This is a genomic window from Gordonia metallireducens (assembly GCF_021245825.1).
In the GTDB taxonomy this organism is placed as follows: domain Bacteria; phylum Actinomycetota; class Actinomycetes; order Mycobacteriales; family Mycobacteriaceae; genus Gordonia; species Gordonia namibiensis.
The window spans coordinates 24,107-38,616 of record NZ_JAJQJP010000002.1; the positions used below are offsets into that span (position 1 = coordinate 24,107).

The window sequence follows — 14,510 nt, forward strand, 5'->3', positions numbered from 1 at the left end:
GGCGCAGCTCACCCCGACCTCGTTGATGGGCCGAGCGAGCGATCGGCTAAGGTCGTGTACGCGCTCGCACAGAGCATTCACGGAGGTGTGCTTCCCCACATGCCACAGCAAACTGACCAGCCCAAACCCGAGTCAGATCTCGGCCGTACAGAACTCGATCAGGCCTACCAGGCGTGGTCGAAGGCCGCCGCGGCCGTTCTGGCGAAATCACGTCGGGTCGACGTCGACGAGCTCCCGGATACACCGGAGGCCCTGCTCTCGACCGACACCGCCGACGGGCTGACCATCCGGCCGCTGTACACACGTCGCGACGAGACGACCGAACCCGGCCTGCCCGGCCGGTTCCCGTTCGTCCGCGGTGCCGACCCCGCCCGTGACGTCACCACCGGGTGGCGCGTCACCGAGCGGTTCGGCGACGACGAGACCCCGGCCGAGGACGTCAACGAACTCGTTCTCGAGGCGATGGCCAACGGCACCAGCGGGCTCTGGCTGTCCGTCGGCAAGCGCGGTGGCGGTCTCGGTGTCGCCGACCTCGCCACCGTCCTGCGCGGCGTCTACCTCGACCTCGTGCCGGTGACGCTCGACGCCGGTACCGAGGGCATCGCCGCCGCCCGGGAACTGCTGTCGCTCAAGGAGAAGGCGCAGGCCGCACCGGTCGCCGCGCCGCCCACCGCCGCGACCACCCATTCCTTCGGTCTCTCGCCGCTGACCGCGGCGTTCTCCGGACGGGCCACCGTCGACGCCGACGAGGCCACCGGCCTCGCCGCATCGAACCTGCCCGCAGGGGTCCGCACCTTCCGCGTCGACGGCAGCGACTTCGCGACCGCCGGCGCCGACAACGGCCTCGAGCTCGCCCTCGTGGTGGCCGCGGCCGTCGCACACCTGCGTGACCTGACCGCCGCCGGTCTGTCCGCCGAGGCGGCCCTGGGCCAGATCACCTTCGGGGTGTCCGCCGACGACGACCAGTTCGCGACGATCGCCAAGTTCCGTGCGCTGCGCAAGATCTGGGCCCGCGTGGCCGAGGTCGTCGGTGCACCCGACGCCGGTGGCGCACTGACCCACGGTGTGACCGACCTGTCGATGTACTCGCAGCGCGACCCGTGGGTCAACATGCTGCGCAGCACCATCGCCGCCTTCGGTGCGGGTGTCGGCGGCGCCGACCAGCTGACGGTTCTGTCCTACGACGCGACGATCCCGGCCGACAAACGCACTTCGAGTGCGTCCTTCTCGCGCCGCATCGCCCGCAACACCCAGCTGCTGCTGCTCGAGGAGTCCAACATCGGGCGCGTCCTCGACCCGGCCGGCGGTTCGTGGTTCGTCGAGTCGCTGACCGACGACCTCGCCGCCAACGCCTGGACCGTCTTCACCGAGGTCGAGGCCGCCGGTGGCTACCGCGCCGCCCTCGGCAGCGGCTGGATCGCCGAGAAGGTCGACGCCTCGCTGGCCCGCCGCGATGCCGAGGTCGCGCACCGTCGCATCTCGGTCACCGGTGTCAACGAGTTCCCGAACATCGACGAGCGGGCCCTGTCCGACGCTCAGGGTGCCTCGGCGTCCGGCGTGACCGACGTGGTCACCGGAACCCCGAAGCTGGCCCGTGTCGGCCGTGCCTTCGAGGGGCTGCGCGATCGCTCCGACGTGGCGCTGTCCGAGAAGGGTGCGCGCCCGTCGATCCTGCTCATCCCGCTGGGCAGCGTCGCCGAACACAACGGGCGCACCACCTTCGTGGCCAACCTGCTGGGTGCCGGCGGCATCACCGTGGTCAACCCCGGCCCGCTGACCGCGGACGAGATCGGCGACGCGGTTGCCGGTGCGAACACCCCGATCGCGGTCATCTGCGGTACCAAGGCCCGCTACGCGGAGGAAGGTCCGGCAGCCCTCGCCGCGGCCCGTGCGGCCGGTCTGTCGAAGGTCCTGCTCGCCGGTCCCGACAAGGAATGGCCCGAGTCCGACGATCGTCCGGACGGTTCCCTGCGGGTCGGCATCGACGCGGTGAGCACGCTCTCCGAACTCCTCGATCAGCTTCTCTCAACCTCGGGAGCGACGGCATGACCCAGACCGAACCCAATCCGACACAGTCGATCCCGAGCTTCGCCGGGGTCGAGCTCACCGACGGGACGACCGCTGCGGCCGCCGGTCCCGGCGCGCCCGTCACCGAGGAACTGGCGTCGGCGCACGGCTACTCGGTCGACCAGGTCACCTGGAACACCCCCGAGCAGATCGACGTGGCCCCGGTGTACACCCGCACCGACCGCAACACGATCCTCGACGACGCCGAGCACCCGTACCCGCTCGACTCGGTCCCGGGTGCTGCGCCGTTCATCCGCGGCCCGTACCCCACGATGTACGTGAACCAGCCGTGGACGATCCGCCAGTACGCGGGCTTCTCGACCGCCGCCGAGTCCAACGCCTTCTACCGCCGCAACCTCGCGGCCGGTCAGAAGGGTCTGTCGGTGGCCTTCGACCTCGCGACCCACCGCGGCTACGACTCCGACCACCCGCGCGTCGCCGGCGACGTCGGCATGGCCGGTGTGGCGATCGACTCGATCCTCGACATGCGTCAGCTCTTCGACGGCATCGACCTGGGCAACGTCTCGGTGTCGATGACGATGAACGGCGCGGTGCTGCCGATCCTGGCGCTCTACGTCGTGGCGGCCGAGGAGCAGGGTGTGCCGCCGGAGAAGCTGGCGGGGACCATCCAGAACGACATCCTCAAAGAGTTCATGGTCCGCAACACCTACATCTATCCGCCGAAGCCGTCGATGCGGATCATCTCGAACATCTTCGAGTACACCAGCCAGAAGATGCCGAAGTTCAACTCGATCTCGATCTCCGGCTACCACATCCAGGAAGCGGGCGCGACCGCCGACCTGGAGCTGGCGTACACCCTCGCCGACGGTGTCGAGTACATCCGCGCGGGCCTCGAGGCCGGCCTGGACATCGACAAGTTCGCGCCGCGTCTGTCCTTCTTCTGGGGCATCGGCATGAACTTCTTCATGGAGGTCGCCAAGCTGCGCGCGGCGCGTCTCCTGTGGAGCGAGCTCGTCGCCGAGTTCGCTCCGAAGAACGCCAAATCGCTGTCGCTGCGCACACATTCGCAGACCTCGGGCTGGTCGCTGACCGCGCAGGACGTGTTCAACAACGTGGCGCGCACCTGTGTCGAGGCGATGGCGGCGACCCAGGGCCACACCCAGTCGCTGCACACCAACGCGCTCGACGAGGCGATCGCCCTGCCGACCGACTTCTCGGCCCGCATCGCCCGCAACACGCAGCTGCTACTGCAGCAGGAGTCGGGCACCACCCGCCCGATCGACCCATGGGCCGGATCGAACTACGTCGAGACGCTGACCCACCAGCTGGCGCAGAAGGCGCGCAAGCACATCCGCGAGGTCGAAGAGGCCGGCGGCATGACGCAGGCCATCAACGAGGGCCTGCCGAAGCTGCGCATCGAGGAGGCCGCGGCCCGCACGCAGGCCCGCATCGACTCGGGGCAGCAGCCGCTGATCGGCGTCAACAAGTACCAGGTGGCCGACGACGAGGAGATCGAGGTCCTCAAGGTCGAGAACTCCAAGGTGCGCGCCGAGCAGCTGGAGAAGCTCAAAACCCTTCGGGCGCAGCGTGATTCCGCTGCAGTCGAGGCGGCCCTGGCCGACCTGACCCGCGCCGCGGCGTCGTCGGAGGGTGGCCTGGAGAACAACCTGATGGCCCTGGCCATCGAGGCCGCGCGTCATCAGGCGACGGTCGGGGAGATCTCCGAGGCGCTCGAGAAGGTCTACGGTCGTCACCAGGCCGAGATCAAGACGATCAGCGGCGTCTACCGAAATGAGGCGGGCGAGGTGACCAACATCGACGCGGCGCTCGAGGCAGTGCGCCAGTTCGCCGAGGCCGAGGGCCGCCAGCCGCGTGTGCTGGTCGCCAAGATGGGCCAGGACGGCCACGACCGCGGCCAGAAGGTCATCGCAACCGCCTTCGCCGACCTCGGCTTCGACGTCGACGTGGGCCCGCTGTTCGCCACGCCGGAGGAGGTGGCCGCGCAGGCCGCCGACAACGACGTGCACGTGGTGGGTGTGTCCTCGCTGGCCGCCGGTCACCTCACCCTGGTTCCCGCGCTGCGGGAGGCGCTCAAGGAGGTCGGGCGCGAGGACATCATGATCGTCGTCGGCGGCGTCATCCCGCCGGGTGACTTCCCCGAGCTGTACGAGGCCGGCGCCGCCGCGATCTTCCCGCCCGGATCGGTCATCGCCGACTCGGCCGTGGAGCTCATCGGCAAGCTGGCAGGCACCCTCGGCCTGGAACTGCCCGGGGTGGCCGCGAACTGATGGCGGACGGTACTCGGCGTCGGGTCGACGTCGACGCGCTGGCCGATGCGGTTCTCGCCGATCGCCGCGCCGACCTGGCGCGTGCGATCACCCTGGTGGAGTCCAAGCGTCCCGATCACCGGGCCGCGGCGCAGGAACTGCTGCTGAAGCTGACCCCGCACGCGGGCAACTCGTTCCGAGTCGGCATCACCGGCGTCCCGGGTGTGGGCAAGTCGACGACCATCGAGGCGCTCGGCATGCACCTGGTCGAACTCGGGCACAAGGTGGCGGTCCTCGCCGTCGACCCCAGTTCGACGCGCACCCGCGGCTCCATCCTGGGCGACAAGACCCGCATGGGCCGGTTGTCGACGGAGAAGAACGCCTACATCCGTCCCTCGCCGACCTCCGGCACGCTCGGCGGGGTGGCCAAGGCCACCCGTGAATCGATCGTGCTGGTCGAGGCCGCCGGTTTCGACGTCGTGCTCGTGGAGACCGTCGGCGTCGGGCAGTCCGAGGTGACCGTCGCCAACATGGTCGACACCTTCACCTTCCTGACGCTGGCCCGTACCGGGGATTCGTTGCAGGGCATCAAGAAGGGTGTCCTGGAACTCGCCGACGTGGTCGTGGTGAACAAGGCCGACGGCAAGCACCTCAACGAGGCGAAGGGCGCGGCGCGCGAGCTGCGCAACGCACTCGGGTTGATCTATCCGCACGACGCCCTGTGGACCCCACCGGTCCTGACGATGAGCGCGATCGAGCAGACCGGCGTCGACGAGTTCTGGAACACGGTCGTCAAGCACAACCAGACCCTCAGGGAGGCAGGCGAGTTCACCGCCCGCCGCAACCAGCAGCAGATCGACTGGACGTGGTCGATGGTTCACGACATCGTGCTCAGCCGGCTCGCGGAGTCGCCCGGCGTCCGCGACATCCGCGACGAGGTCGAGGACGAGCTGCGCGAGGGTGTGCTGACGCCGGCCCTCGCCGCACAGCGCATCGTCGACGCCTTCGACAACCGCTGAGGCGTCCCCCTCAGCCGATCAGTGGGGCGAGTGTCTCGCCGAGCAGTGAGACCCGTCCCGGCACATGGCCGTTGGCCGCGGCGTTGACGGTGAAACCGTCGACACCTGTCGCCAGCATGTCCGCGTAGCGCGCCGCGACCTCGTCGGGGTCGCCGATGATGGTCATCCGGCGCCGCGCCTCGGCTGCCGGCGTTCGCTCGACATACGCCTCGTACTCGGCAGCCGCCTGGTCGTGCGTGGGCGCCATGCAGACGTAGGTCTGGATGCTCACGGTGATCTCCGAGCGGTCCCGACCGAGCCGGTCGCAGTGTTCGGCGAGGACGTCGAGCTTGCGCGCGATGTGGCTCGGCGGGCACAACAGGTTCGACTCGTCGGCATACTGTGCGACCATCCGCAGGGTCTTCTGTTCGCCGGCCCCGCCGATCATCACCGGGATCCTCGACAGCGGCGCAGGCACATTCAGCGCCTCGGACACCTGGTAGCGCTTGCCGTCGAGGCTCGGTCGCTCGCCCGCGAGCATGCCGCGGATGATCTGCAGTGCCTCTTCGAGACGCTCGAACCGGTCGGTGAAGGTGCCGAACTCGAAGCCGAGCGAATCATGTTCGAGCTCGTACCATCCCGCGCCGATCCCGAGCTGGCCCCGTCCGCCGGACACGATGTCCAGTGCGGTGACCGTCTTGGCGAGCAGGGTGGGGTTCCGGTAGGTGTTGCCGGTGACGAGCGACGAGAGTCGCACGGTCGAGGTGTGCTGGGCGAGGGCCGATAGCAGCGTGTAGCACTCGAACATCGGATCGTGCGGCTCGCCGAGCATCGGCAGCTGATAGAAGTGGTCCATCGCGAAAACCGTGTCGAAACCGGAGTTCTCCGCCTCCTGCGCCTGCGCGACGACGGTGGGGAACAACTGATCCGCGGGAACGTCCGGGTATGTGAAGTTGGCGATCTGGTATCCGAGTCGGGTCACGGTTCAACCCTAGGCGGGCACGCGCCTCAGATCCGGACGAAGGTACGGGCGAAGGCGCCGATCGTGTCGATCAGGTCGTCGAACACGACGTCGAGGTCGGTGGCGGTGGCGATCCGGGCGTTGGGGCCCAGCGGCGACATCCAGCGTTCGTCGGCGACCGTCATCCCGCGGGTGAGCGTGCCGACGAGCTCGACGTCGACCCGTGCCGGGATGTTCGTGACGAGATCGGGGTTCAGGGCCACCATCGCCGCGAACGGGTCGTGGAGGTGGGCGATGTAGCCCTCGTCGTGGTCGTGGTGGAACTCGAAGTAGAAGCGCAGGGCATCGGTGAGGTGTCGGATGATCTCGTTGTCGGCGACCGAACGCAGACCCCGTTCGTCGCCCGGGTCCGGGCACTCCAGCGGTGAGCTCCCCGATGCGGCTGCCAAGCGCACCACGTGGTCGGGGGTCAGCACGACCTGCTCGGTGAGGTCCAGTGCGCACACGATGGGTTCCGGCGCGCCGGCGGTTCCGAATGCGGCGAAGACCTCTGCGGCGGCCTCCGGGTCGACGGCGACGTTCCATTCCGAGGTCGGCGTCGTGTTGCCGTGGGTGTGGAAGGCCCCGCCCATGATCACCAGGCGTCGGAGACGGGAGGGCAGGGCCGGGTCACGGCGGACTGCGGTGGCCAGCGTCGTGAGCGGCCCGGTGACCAACCCGACCAGTTCTCCGTCGTGCGTTCGCGACGCCTCGATCCACGCATCCGGCGCGTCCAGGTTGCTCGGCGTGATGGTCGGCGTGGGCAGCTCGGCGTGACCGACGCCCAGCGGCCCGTGCGTGTCCTCTGTGGTCATGAGTTCGGCGACGAGTGGAGCGATCGGCCCGACGTGCACAGGGATCTCCGCACGGCCGCAGAGTTCGAGCCAGGCGAGATTGTTGGTGGTGACCACGTCGACCGGGACGTTGCCGGCGGTCGAGGCGATGCCGACGAGGTCGACGTCGGTGCGTGCCAGCAGGTAGAGGAGTGCGACCGAGTCGTCGATGCCGGTGTCGCAGTCGAAGAACAGGCGCTGGGTCACGTCACAATTGTGCCCGGTGTGCGGCGAGGGCCCGCGCGTTGCCCCTGGAATCCCTAAAAACCCGACGCAGAAAGCCGAGCGGATCGCCGTCGGCGCGTCCGCGGAGGAAGCAATGCACAGACCACGACGTCCGCTGGCGGTCCTCGGTGTGTGCGCGGCGCTCCTGCTGTCGGCGTGTGGCGGCGAGGACGATCGACGTGGTACGTCCGTACCGGTGCCGCCCGACCCGGTCCTGACCCCGGTGGTGGGGTCGGTGTTGTTCGCGCCGACGCCGTTCGCCGGTTCGGACGGGTCCGAGCACCTCGTCTACGAGGTGTCGCTGACCAACTTCATGCGTACCCCGGTCACGATCACCGGGGTCAAGACCCTCGACGCCGGGGCTGCGGGCACGCCCGAGCTGAGCGGCCTCGACCAGGCCGGGGTCGCGGGACGGCTCAAGCCCACCGGTGCGGTCTCCGCCCCGCCGAGACCCGATGTGCCCGAGGGCTATTCCGAGGTCCTAGCACCGGGACAGAACGGGGTGCTGTTCCTGCATCTGCAGTTCGAGGGGGAGGCCCCGAAGAAGCTCGTCCACGAGATCTCGGTCCGTGCCGACGGGGCCCCGCCGCAGATGCGGGAGACCACCGAGCGGATCGCCGAGGTCGAGGTGAACGACGCCGTCGTCCCGGTCCTCGGTCCGCCCCTGATCGGTGAGGACTACATTGCTGCCGACGCCTGCTGCGACGCGGTTCGTCACACGCGCGCGATCCTGCCGCTGGACGGCACCCCCGTCGTCGCCCAGCGGTACGCGGTCGACTGGGAACAGGCCGGACCGGACGGGAAGATCTTCGTCGGCGACGCCAAGAACCCGGCGAGCTACCGGATCTACGGCGACGACGTGCTCGCCGTCGCCGACGGCACCGTCGTCGCCAGTCGCAACGACCTGCCCGAGCAGGTGCCGGGGGAGTTCCCCGCGAATCTGCCGATCGCCGACGCCGACGGCAACAACCTCGTCCTCGACATCGGCGACGGGTTCTTCGTGAACTATGCCCACATGCAACCCGGTTCGGTGCGGTTCGAGCCGGGGGACCGGGTACGACGCGGCGAGGTCATCGGCAAGGTCGGCAACACCGGCAACTCGGTCGCGCCCCATCTCCATGTCCACGTCATGAACGGGCCCTCGTTCCTGATGTCCCAAGGTGTGCCGAGTGTCACCGACCTGTTCACGATCACCGGCCGGGTCGACGACACGGAGGCGTTCGACGCCTCGGAGAGCACCGGCGTCCCGCTCGAGATGGCGCCCGGTGTGACCGTCTCCACACAGCAGGACCGGATGATCCTCGATCAGAACGTCGTCACGTTCCGCGCAGGCTGACAACGGTTTTCGGCGTAGACCGCCCCGATCTCGGGGCGATCACGACTGGACAACGATCTCATCGTCGGTACGGTCGGGGTCATGACCATTCAGAACCTGGCCTTCGAATGGACCGAGACGAATCGCGAATGGATCATCGAGAATCCGATCCGGATCGTGGCCTACATCCTGGTCGCGCTCATCGTGCGTTTCGCCATTCACCGCACCATCGACCGGGCGACCCGTCCGCGGTCCCGAGACGGCGAGAAGTCGCGCGGAGCGACCCTCATGCGCGGTCTGCGGCCCAAGACGGTGACCACCGAGCGCAGCGCCCAGATCGCCGCCAGGCGCGCCCAGCGGGCGGCGACGATCGGTTCGGTGCTGAAGTCGACAGTGTCGATCGTGCTGCTCGTGTGGGTGGTGCTGTCGGTGCTGAGCGTTCTCGGTGTGAACATCGCGCCGTTCATCGCCTCCGCAGGCATCGTCGGTCTGGCGATCGGCTTCGGTGCACAGAACCTGGTGCGCGACTTCGTCACCGGCGTCTTCATGCTGCTCGAGGACCAATACGGGGTCGGCGACATCGTCGACCTCGGCGAGGCCATCGGTGAGGTCGAGACCGTGGGCTTGCGGGTCACCACGCTCCGCGACATCGACGGCACCCTCTGGTACGTCCGCAACGGTGAGATCGCCCGCGTCGGCAACATGAGCCAGGAGTTCGCGGTCGCCCGCGTCGACACCCCGGTCGCACCGGGCGCCGACATCGACAAGGCGCAGAAGGTCGCGGCCGAGGCGGCACGTCGGGCCGTCGAAGAGGACGACACCGACATCCTCGGAGCGATCGAGATGCTCGGGGTCCAGGAGGTGTCCTCGGAGCAGGTGGTCCTGCGCCTGACGGTCAAGACGAAGCCGAACGGGCAGTGGGCCGTGCAGCGCCGGCTGCGACGCGCGATCCTTCAGGCCTTCGTGGAGAACAACATCGCTCTGCCGTACTCGCGCTGGGGATCACTGCTGGAGACCGCCGGTACCTGAGCCCGGGGTATCGAGGTCCGACAACGAGAAAACCCCCGGCTGGAGCCGGGGGTTTTCTCGTCGTTCTGCGGTGTCCGAGGGGGGACTTGAACCCCCACGTCCGTTAATAGGACACTAGCACCTCAAGCTAGCGCGTCTGCCATTCCGCCACTCGGACTTACTCTGCTGCGTTGCTCCGGCGGGGATTTCTCCTCGCCATCTCGCGGCAGCGGGATAACACTAACCGAGGTTGCCCGTGTATCCCAAATCCCGTAGGAGTGAGGGGTGTCTTCACAGTCTGCGACCACTGAAGTAGTCGATCTCGTCAGCCAGTTGATCCGGTTCGACACCTCTAACACGGGGGAGCCGGAAACCACGAAAGGCGAGGAAGAGTGCGCCAAATGGGTGGCGCAGCAACTCGAAGAAGTGGGATACACCACACAGTACGTCGAATCGGGTCGTCCGGGCCGCGGGAACGTCTTCGCACGGCTCGCCGGACCGCCCGATTCCGACCGCGGCGCCCTTCTGATCCACGCCCATCTCGACGTGGTGCCCGCCGAACCGGCGGACTGGAGCGTCCACCCCTTCTCCGGTGCCGTCAAGGACGGCTACATCTGGGGACGCGGCGCGGTCGACATGAAGGACATGGCCGGGATGGCGCTCGCGCTGGCGCGCCAGTTCAAGCGCGACGGCACCGTTCCGCCTCGCGAGATCGTCTTCGCCTTCCTCGCCGACGAGGAGGCCGGCGGCGCCTGGGGTGCCCACTGGCTCGTCGAGCACCGGCCGGACCTCTTCGAGGGGATCACCGAGGCGGTCGGCGAGGTCGGCGGGTTCTCCCTGACCGTCGACCGGCCCGACGGCACCCAGAAGCGCCTGTACCTCGTCGAGACGGCGGAGAAGGGCCTGGGCTGGATGCGGCTCACCGCCGACGCGCAGGCCGGTCACGGGTCGTTCCTGCACTCGGACAACGCCGTCACCGAGGTCGCCGAGGCGGTGGCCCGCATCGGCCGGCACACCTTCCCGCTCGTGATGACCGACTCGGTCAGCCAGTTCCTCGCCGAGGTCAGCGCCGAGACCGGTCTGGACTTCAATCCCGAGGCGCCGGACTTGGAGACCTCGCTGTTCAAGCTGGGCAACCTCGCCCGGATCATCGGTGCGACACTGCGCGACACCGCCAACCCGACCATGCTCAAGGCCGGATACAAGGCCAACGTCATCCCGCAGAAGGCCGAGGCCGTCATCGACTGCCGGGTGCTGCCCGGACGGCAGAAGGCGTTCGAGAAGGAGATCGACGAACTCATCGGGCCCAACGTGACCCGCGAGTGGATCACCCACCTCGACTCCTACGAGACGAGCTTCGACGGCCACCTCGTCGACGCCATGAACGACGCCATCCTCGCGCACGACGAGCACGGAAAGACCGTGCCGTACATGCTCTCCGCGGGCACCGACGCCAAGGCGTTCGCCAAACTGGGCATCCGCTGCTTCGGCTTCGCACCGCTGCAGTTGCCGCCCGACCTGGACTTCGCGGCGCTCTTCCACGGCGTCGACGAGCGCGTCCCGGTCGACGCGGTTCTGTTCGGCACCAAGGTGTTCGAACACTTCCTGCTCCACAGCTGAACGCTCACATAGAGTGACAACCAGATCGTCCCGATGCGCGAAACGTCAGAAAGGTGAACACATGTCGTCCTTCGACCCGTACTCCCCGCTACCGAGCCTGCCCGGTTTCACGCTGACCTCGGAAAGCCTCACGGACGGTTCGCCGCTGGCCAACGGTCAGGTGAGCGGGATCATGGGTGCGGGTGGAGAAGACCTGTCACCCCAGCTGAGCTGGTCCGGATTCCCCGCGGAGACCAAGTCTTTCGCGGTCACCGTGTACGACCCCGATGCACCCACCGCGTCCGGCTTCTGGCACTGGGCCGTCGCCGACATCCCGGTGTCGGTCACGAGCCTGCCCGAGGGCGCCGGTGACGAGGACGGCACCGGTCTGCCCGACGGCGCCATGACCCTCACCAACGACGCCTCGCTGCGGCGCTACATCGGCGCCGCGCCGCCTCCCGGCCACGGACCGCACCGCTACTTCGTCGTCGTGCACGCCGTCGACACCGAGTCGCTGAACCTGCCCGAGGCGGCCACCCCGGCCTACCTCGGCTTCAACCTGTTCTCCCACGCGATCGCCCGCGCGACCCTGGTGGGCACCTACGAGCAGCCCGGCGAGAACGTCTGACGCAGCCCACGCCGACAAAGGCGTCCCGACCCCTGGAGGTCGGGACGCCTTTGTCGTCAGGGCGATTCGCTAGGGCTGCCGGGTGGCGGCGCAGCCGACCGCGTCGGAGATCGACGCGAACCCGCCGGCACGCACCCGTTCGGCGAGACCGGAGTGCAGCTCGTACAGCCACAGCGGTCCGCCGTAGATGAAGCCGGTGTAGACCTGCAGCAGATCGGCGCCGGCACAGATGCGCTCCCAGGCCTGATCGACGGTCTCGATGCCGCCGACGCTGACGATGGCGATCTTCCCGCCCACGCGGTTGTAGAGCCGTTTGAGGACGGCCAGCGACCGGTCGGCGAGCGGGGCACCGGACAGTCCGCCCGCGCCGATCTCGCGCACCTCGGCGTCCGGTGTGCGCAGGCCTTCCCGGCCGATGGTGGTGTTGGTGGCGACGATGCCGGCCAGACCGAGCTCGACGGCGAGGTCGGCGACCGCGTCAATGTCGTCGTCGACGAGATCGGGTGCGATCTTCACCAGGACCGGGACGTGGACCTCGGCCTGCACCGCGGCGAGGATCGGCCGCAGCGAGTCGACGGCTTGCAGGTCACGCAGGCCGGGGGTGTTGGGTGAGCTCACGTTGACCACGACGAAGTCGGCGAGCGGCCCGAGAAGGCCTGCCGAGAGCCGGTAGTCGTCGATGGCCTCGTCGAGCGGGACCACCTTGGTCTTGCCGATGTTGGCTCCGACCGGTGCGGACACCGGCCCGTGACGAACCTCTGTGAGATGTTCGGCGGCGACGTGCGCGCCCGGGTTGTTGAAGCCCATCCGGTTGATCAGGGCACGGTCGGCGGGCAGGCGGAACAGGCGCGGCTGCGGGTTGCCGGGTTGCCCCTGGCCGGTGATGGTGCCGATCTCGGCGAAGCCGAAACCGATCTGCCCCCACGCGTTCACGGCTCCGGCGGTCTTGTCGAAACCGGCCGCCAGGCCGATGGGCGCCGGGAAATCCACACCGAACACCCGGCTGCGCAGGACCGGATCGTGGTGGGCCAGCAGTTTCGCCACCGGGAACGAGATCACCGAGAACCGGCTCACCGCACGCAGCAGCACGAAGACGATGTGATGGATGCGTTCCGGCGGCAGCAGGAACATCAATTTGAGCAGCAGGGGATAGCACCGCCGGTTGAGTGCGATCAGCACCTTCGTGGCGGTTCGTGCGGTCAGCATGCCTGGGCGCTCCGGGGATCGTGGTCGGTGGAACGGTTCTCGTCGAGTGCGCGGGCCCCGCGGGGCGGACGCTTGCGCTTCAGCAGGACCTTGCGTGTGCCGTCGGAGTAGAGGCGGACCCGCGACAGCTCCCAGCCGCCGAACTCGGCCTCGAGTGCGAGGCGCATCGACGCGGTCACCCGGGTGACGTCCGGCGGCAGCTTCAGCAGGATGTACTCGACGTCCTCCGAGGTGACCTCCCAGCCGGCGGGGTACTTGGCGCCGACGCGGGCGAAGGTCCGCGAATGCCGCGTGTGGGGTCGTCGGTCAGTGCTCATCGATCACCGACCCGGCTCGACCGCCGTGACACCCAGAGGAGTGCCGGGCGGCGGGACCACCTGGAGCTTGCCGTCGCGCGCAGACAGGACGTAGACGGTGCCCGCGTCGTCGACGGTGATGGTGTCGGGCTGGACGACAGACGCGAACCGCTGCTCCTCGGTGGGTTCACCGTCGGCCAGGTCATACGCAACCACCTCGTTGTTCCCGGTTGTCGACACCCAGAGCAGGTTGCGGGTGTCGTCGTAGTCTACGGCGTACGGGCCGTCGGCCACCGGGTAGCGGAATCGCATGACCAGCGGCGACCCGAAGAATCCGAGGATCTCGCCGTCGCGGGTGTTCGCGACCAGGATGCGCCCGAAACGGTCGACCGTCGAGTTCGTGGCGCCGTTGCCGGCCCGCAGCGCGGGACCGGGCTCGCCGGACTCCGGGTCGATCGGGGTCACCGACGACTGCGCGCGGTCGAGGACGACGACCTGGCCGTCGAGGTCCTCGGCGGAGGTCGGGGCCGCGGTGAGGGAGTCCACGCGGACGAACTCGCGCAGGTCGTGCTTCTTCTCGAACTCCCCGTTCTCGGACCGGGCTTCGTAGATCAGGACCCGACCGTCGGCGGTTCCCACGACGATCCGGCCGGACGCGGCACGCACGACCGCGGTCGGTTCGTCGGTGTCGAGTTCGGCGGTACGGGTGCGGCCCTCGGCGTCGACGACGACCAGCGATCCCGGTCCGACGCCGAGGTAGCCGCCGTCGGTGTCCGGGGCGAGCGCGGTCAGGCCCGGCACCGGGACGGGGGTGGGCGGCGCGGTCATCGTGGCGGCGTCGAAGCGGAGCAGTTGGTTGCCGTCCGGCGAGACGACGGCGACCGTGCGGCCGGAGGAGGCGAGTGCCCGCGAGCCGGTGGGTGTGGGGACGGTGAGACCGGCGGGCTCGGAGGTCGCGGGTGCCTCGACCGCGGTCGCCGGGGCGACGGTCGCGACGTCAGGGGTGCCCGAGTCGTCGGACCCGCACGCCGTGATCATCGCCACACCCACGGCGAGAGTCGCCGCCGCGGCAACCGGCCGCCGCAACCGTGCGAGACCTCTCGGGGG

Annotated in this window: 12 protein-coding genes and 1 tRNA gene; 7 read left to right on the forward strand and 6 right to left on the reverse strand. The window is 68.8% G+C overall.

Features of this window, described 5'->3' with window-relative positions; all coding sequences use genetic code 11:
- Positions 1 to 99 precede the first annotated feature (99 nt).
- Genes LQD00_RS00250 through meaB form a run of 3 tightly spaced genes read left to right on the forward strand, consistent with a single transcriptional unit; the run spans position 100 to position 5,314 of the window.
- Positions 100 to 2,049, forward strand: coding sequence for a methylmalonyl-CoA mutase family protein (locus LQD00_RS00250; RefSeq protein WP_232715126.1), 1,950 nt, complete (start codon positions 100 to 102; stop codon positions 2,047 to 2,049).
- Positions 2,046 to 4,316, forward strand: coding sequence for a methylmalonyl-CoA mutase (gene scpA / locus LQD00_RS00255; RefSeq protein WP_232715127.1), 2,271 nt, complete (start codon positions 2,046 to 2,048; stop codon positions 4,314 to 4,316). The genes LQD00_RS00250 and scpA overlap by 4 nt, the downstream gene beginning before the upstream one ends.
- On the forward strand, positions 4,316 to 5,314 hold the full coding sequence (meaB, locus tag LQD00_RS00260) for a methylmalonyl Co-A mutase-associated GTPase MeaB (RefSeq protein ID WP_232715128.1): 999 nt from the start codon (positions 4,316 to 4,318) through the stop codon (positions 5,312 to 5,314). The genes scpA and meaB overlap by 1 nt, the downstream gene beginning before the upstream one ends.
- A gap of 10 nt (positions 5,315 to 5,324) precedes the next feature.
- Here the strand turns inward: meaB and LQD00_RS00265 are convergent, their stop codons facing one another.
- Together LQD00_RS00265 and LQD00_RS00270 are read right to left on the reverse strand one after the other, a co-directional pair.
- Positions 5,325 to 6,275 carry an LLM class F420-dependent oxidoreductase gene (locus LQD00_RS00265; RefSeq protein ID WP_232715129.1) on the reverse strand — a complete coding sequence of 317 codons (951 nt, stop codon included), beginning with the start codon at positions 6,273 to 6,275 and terminating at the stop codon, positions 5,325 to 5,327.
- 26 nt (positions 6,276 to 6,301) lie between these two features.
- Entirely contained in the window at positions 6,302 to 7,333 is a 1,032-nt protein-coding gene (locus LQD00_RS00270; protein ID WP_232715130.1) for a nucleoside hydrolase, read from the reverse strand.
- Positions 7,334 to 7,445: 112 nt separating this feature from the next.
- Here LQD00_RS00270 and LQD00_RS00275 point away from each other — a divergent pair, with 112 nt between their 5' ends.
- Both LQD00_RS00275 and LQD00_RS00280 read left to right on the forward strand, forming a co-directional pair.
- A complete protein-coding gene (locus LQD00_RS00275) occupies positions 7,446 to 8,687 on the forward strand; it encodes a M23 family metallopeptidase (protein WP_232715131.1) in 1,242 nt (413 codons plus the stop codon).
- A gap of 81 nt (positions 8,688 to 8,768) precedes the next feature.
- Positions 8,769 to 9,695, forward strand: coding sequence for a mechanosensitive ion channel family protein (locus tag LQD00_RS00280; RefSeq protein WP_232715132.1), 927 nt, complete (start codon positions 8,769 to 8,771; stop codon positions 9,693 to 9,695).
- Between the two features lie 71 nt (positions 9,696 to 9,766).
- On the opposite strand, the gene LQD00_RS00285 is transcribed toward LQD00_RS00280, so the two are convergent.
- A tRNA-Leu gene (locus tag LQD00_RS00285) sits at positions 9,767 to 9,852 on the reverse strand.
- Positions 9,853 to 9,959: 107 nt separating this feature from the next.
- On the opposite strand from LQD00_RS00285, the gene LQD00_RS00290 reads away from it, so the two are divergent.
- Together LQD00_RS00290 and LQD00_RS00295 are read left to right on the forward strand one after the other, a co-directional pair.
- Positions 9,960 to 11,294, forward strand: a complete 1,335-nt coding sequence (locus LQD00_RS00290; protein ID WP_232715133.1) for a M20/M25/M40 family metallo-hydrolase — start codon at positions 9,960 to 9,962, stop codon at positions 11,292 to 11,294.
- Between the two features lie 61 nt (positions 11,295 to 11,355).
- Positions 11,356 to 11,901, forward strand: a complete 546-nt coding sequence (locus LQD00_RS00295) for a YbhB/YbcL family Raf kinase inhibitor-like protein (protein WP_232715134.1) — start codon at positions 11,356 to 11,358, stop codon at positions 11,899 to 11,901.
- A gap of 69 nt (positions 11,902 to 11,970) precedes the next feature.
- Here the strand turns inward: LQD00_RS00295 and LQD00_RS00300 are convergent, their stop codons facing one another.
- From LQD00_RS00300 to LQD00_RS00310, 3 genes are read right to left on the reverse strand one after another with little or no spacing between them, the layout of a single operon-like run.
- Positions 11,971 to 13,107, reverse strand: coding sequence for a quinone-dependent dihydroorotate dehydrogenase (locus LQD00_RS00300; RefSeq protein ID WP_232715135.1), 1,137 nt, complete (start codon positions 13,105 to 13,107; stop codon positions 11,971 to 11,973).
- The gene (locus LQD00_RS00305) at positions 13,101 to 13,424 is read right to left on the reverse strand and encodes a DUF5703 family protein (RefSeq protein WP_232715136.1); all 324 of its coding nucleotides are present in this window, start codon (positions 13,422 to 13,424) and stop codon (positions 13,101 to 13,103) included. Before LQD00_RS00305 ends, LQD00_RS00300 begins: the two co-directional genes overlap by 7 nt.
- Before the next feature lie 3 nt (positions 13,425 to 13,427).
- On the reverse strand, positions 13,428 to 14,489 hold the full coding sequence (locus LQD00_RS00310; protein WP_232715137.1) for a hypothetical protein: 1,062 nt from the start codon (positions 14,487 to 14,489) through the stop codon (positions 13,428 to 13,430).
- Between the last annotated feature and the right edge of the window lie 21 nt (positions 14,490 to 14,510).

What these genes read in the sequence shown, in the direction of transcription:
- LQD00_RS00250 (WP_232715126.1), top strand. Translation starts at nt 100, where the DNA reads ATGCCACAGCAAACTGACCAGCCCAAACCCGAGTCAGATCTCGGCCGT.
- scpA (WP_232715127.1), top strand. Translation starts at nt 2,046, where the DNA reads ATGACCCAGACCGAACCCAATCCGACACAGTCGATCCCGAGCTTCGCC.
- meaB (WP_232715128.1), top strand. Translation starts at nt 4,316, where the DNA reads ATGGCGGACGGTACTCGGCGTCGGGTCGACGTCGACGCGCTGGCCGAT.
- LQD00_RS00275 (WP_232715131.1), top strand. Translation starts at nt 7,446, where the DNA reads ATGCACAGACCACGACGTCCGCTGGCGGTCCTCGGTGTGTGCGCGGCG.
- LQD00_RS00280 (WP_232715132.1), top strand. Translation starts at nt 8,769, where the DNA reads ATGACCATTCAGAACCTGGCCTTCGAATGGACCGAGACGAATCGCGAA.
- LQD00_RS00295 (WP_232715134.1), top strand. Translation starts at nt 11,356, where the DNA reads ATGTCGTCCTTCGACCCGTACTCCCCGCTACCGAGCCTGCCCGGTTTC.
- LQD00_RS00300 (WP_232715135.1), bottom strand. Translation starts at nt 13,107, where the DNA reads ATGCTGACCGCACGAACCGCCACGAAGGTGCTGATCGCACTCAACCGG.
- LQD00_RS00305 (WP_232715136.1), bottom strand. Translation starts at nt 13,424, where the DNA reads ATGAGCACTGACCGACGACCCCACACGCGGCATTCGCGGACCTTCGCC.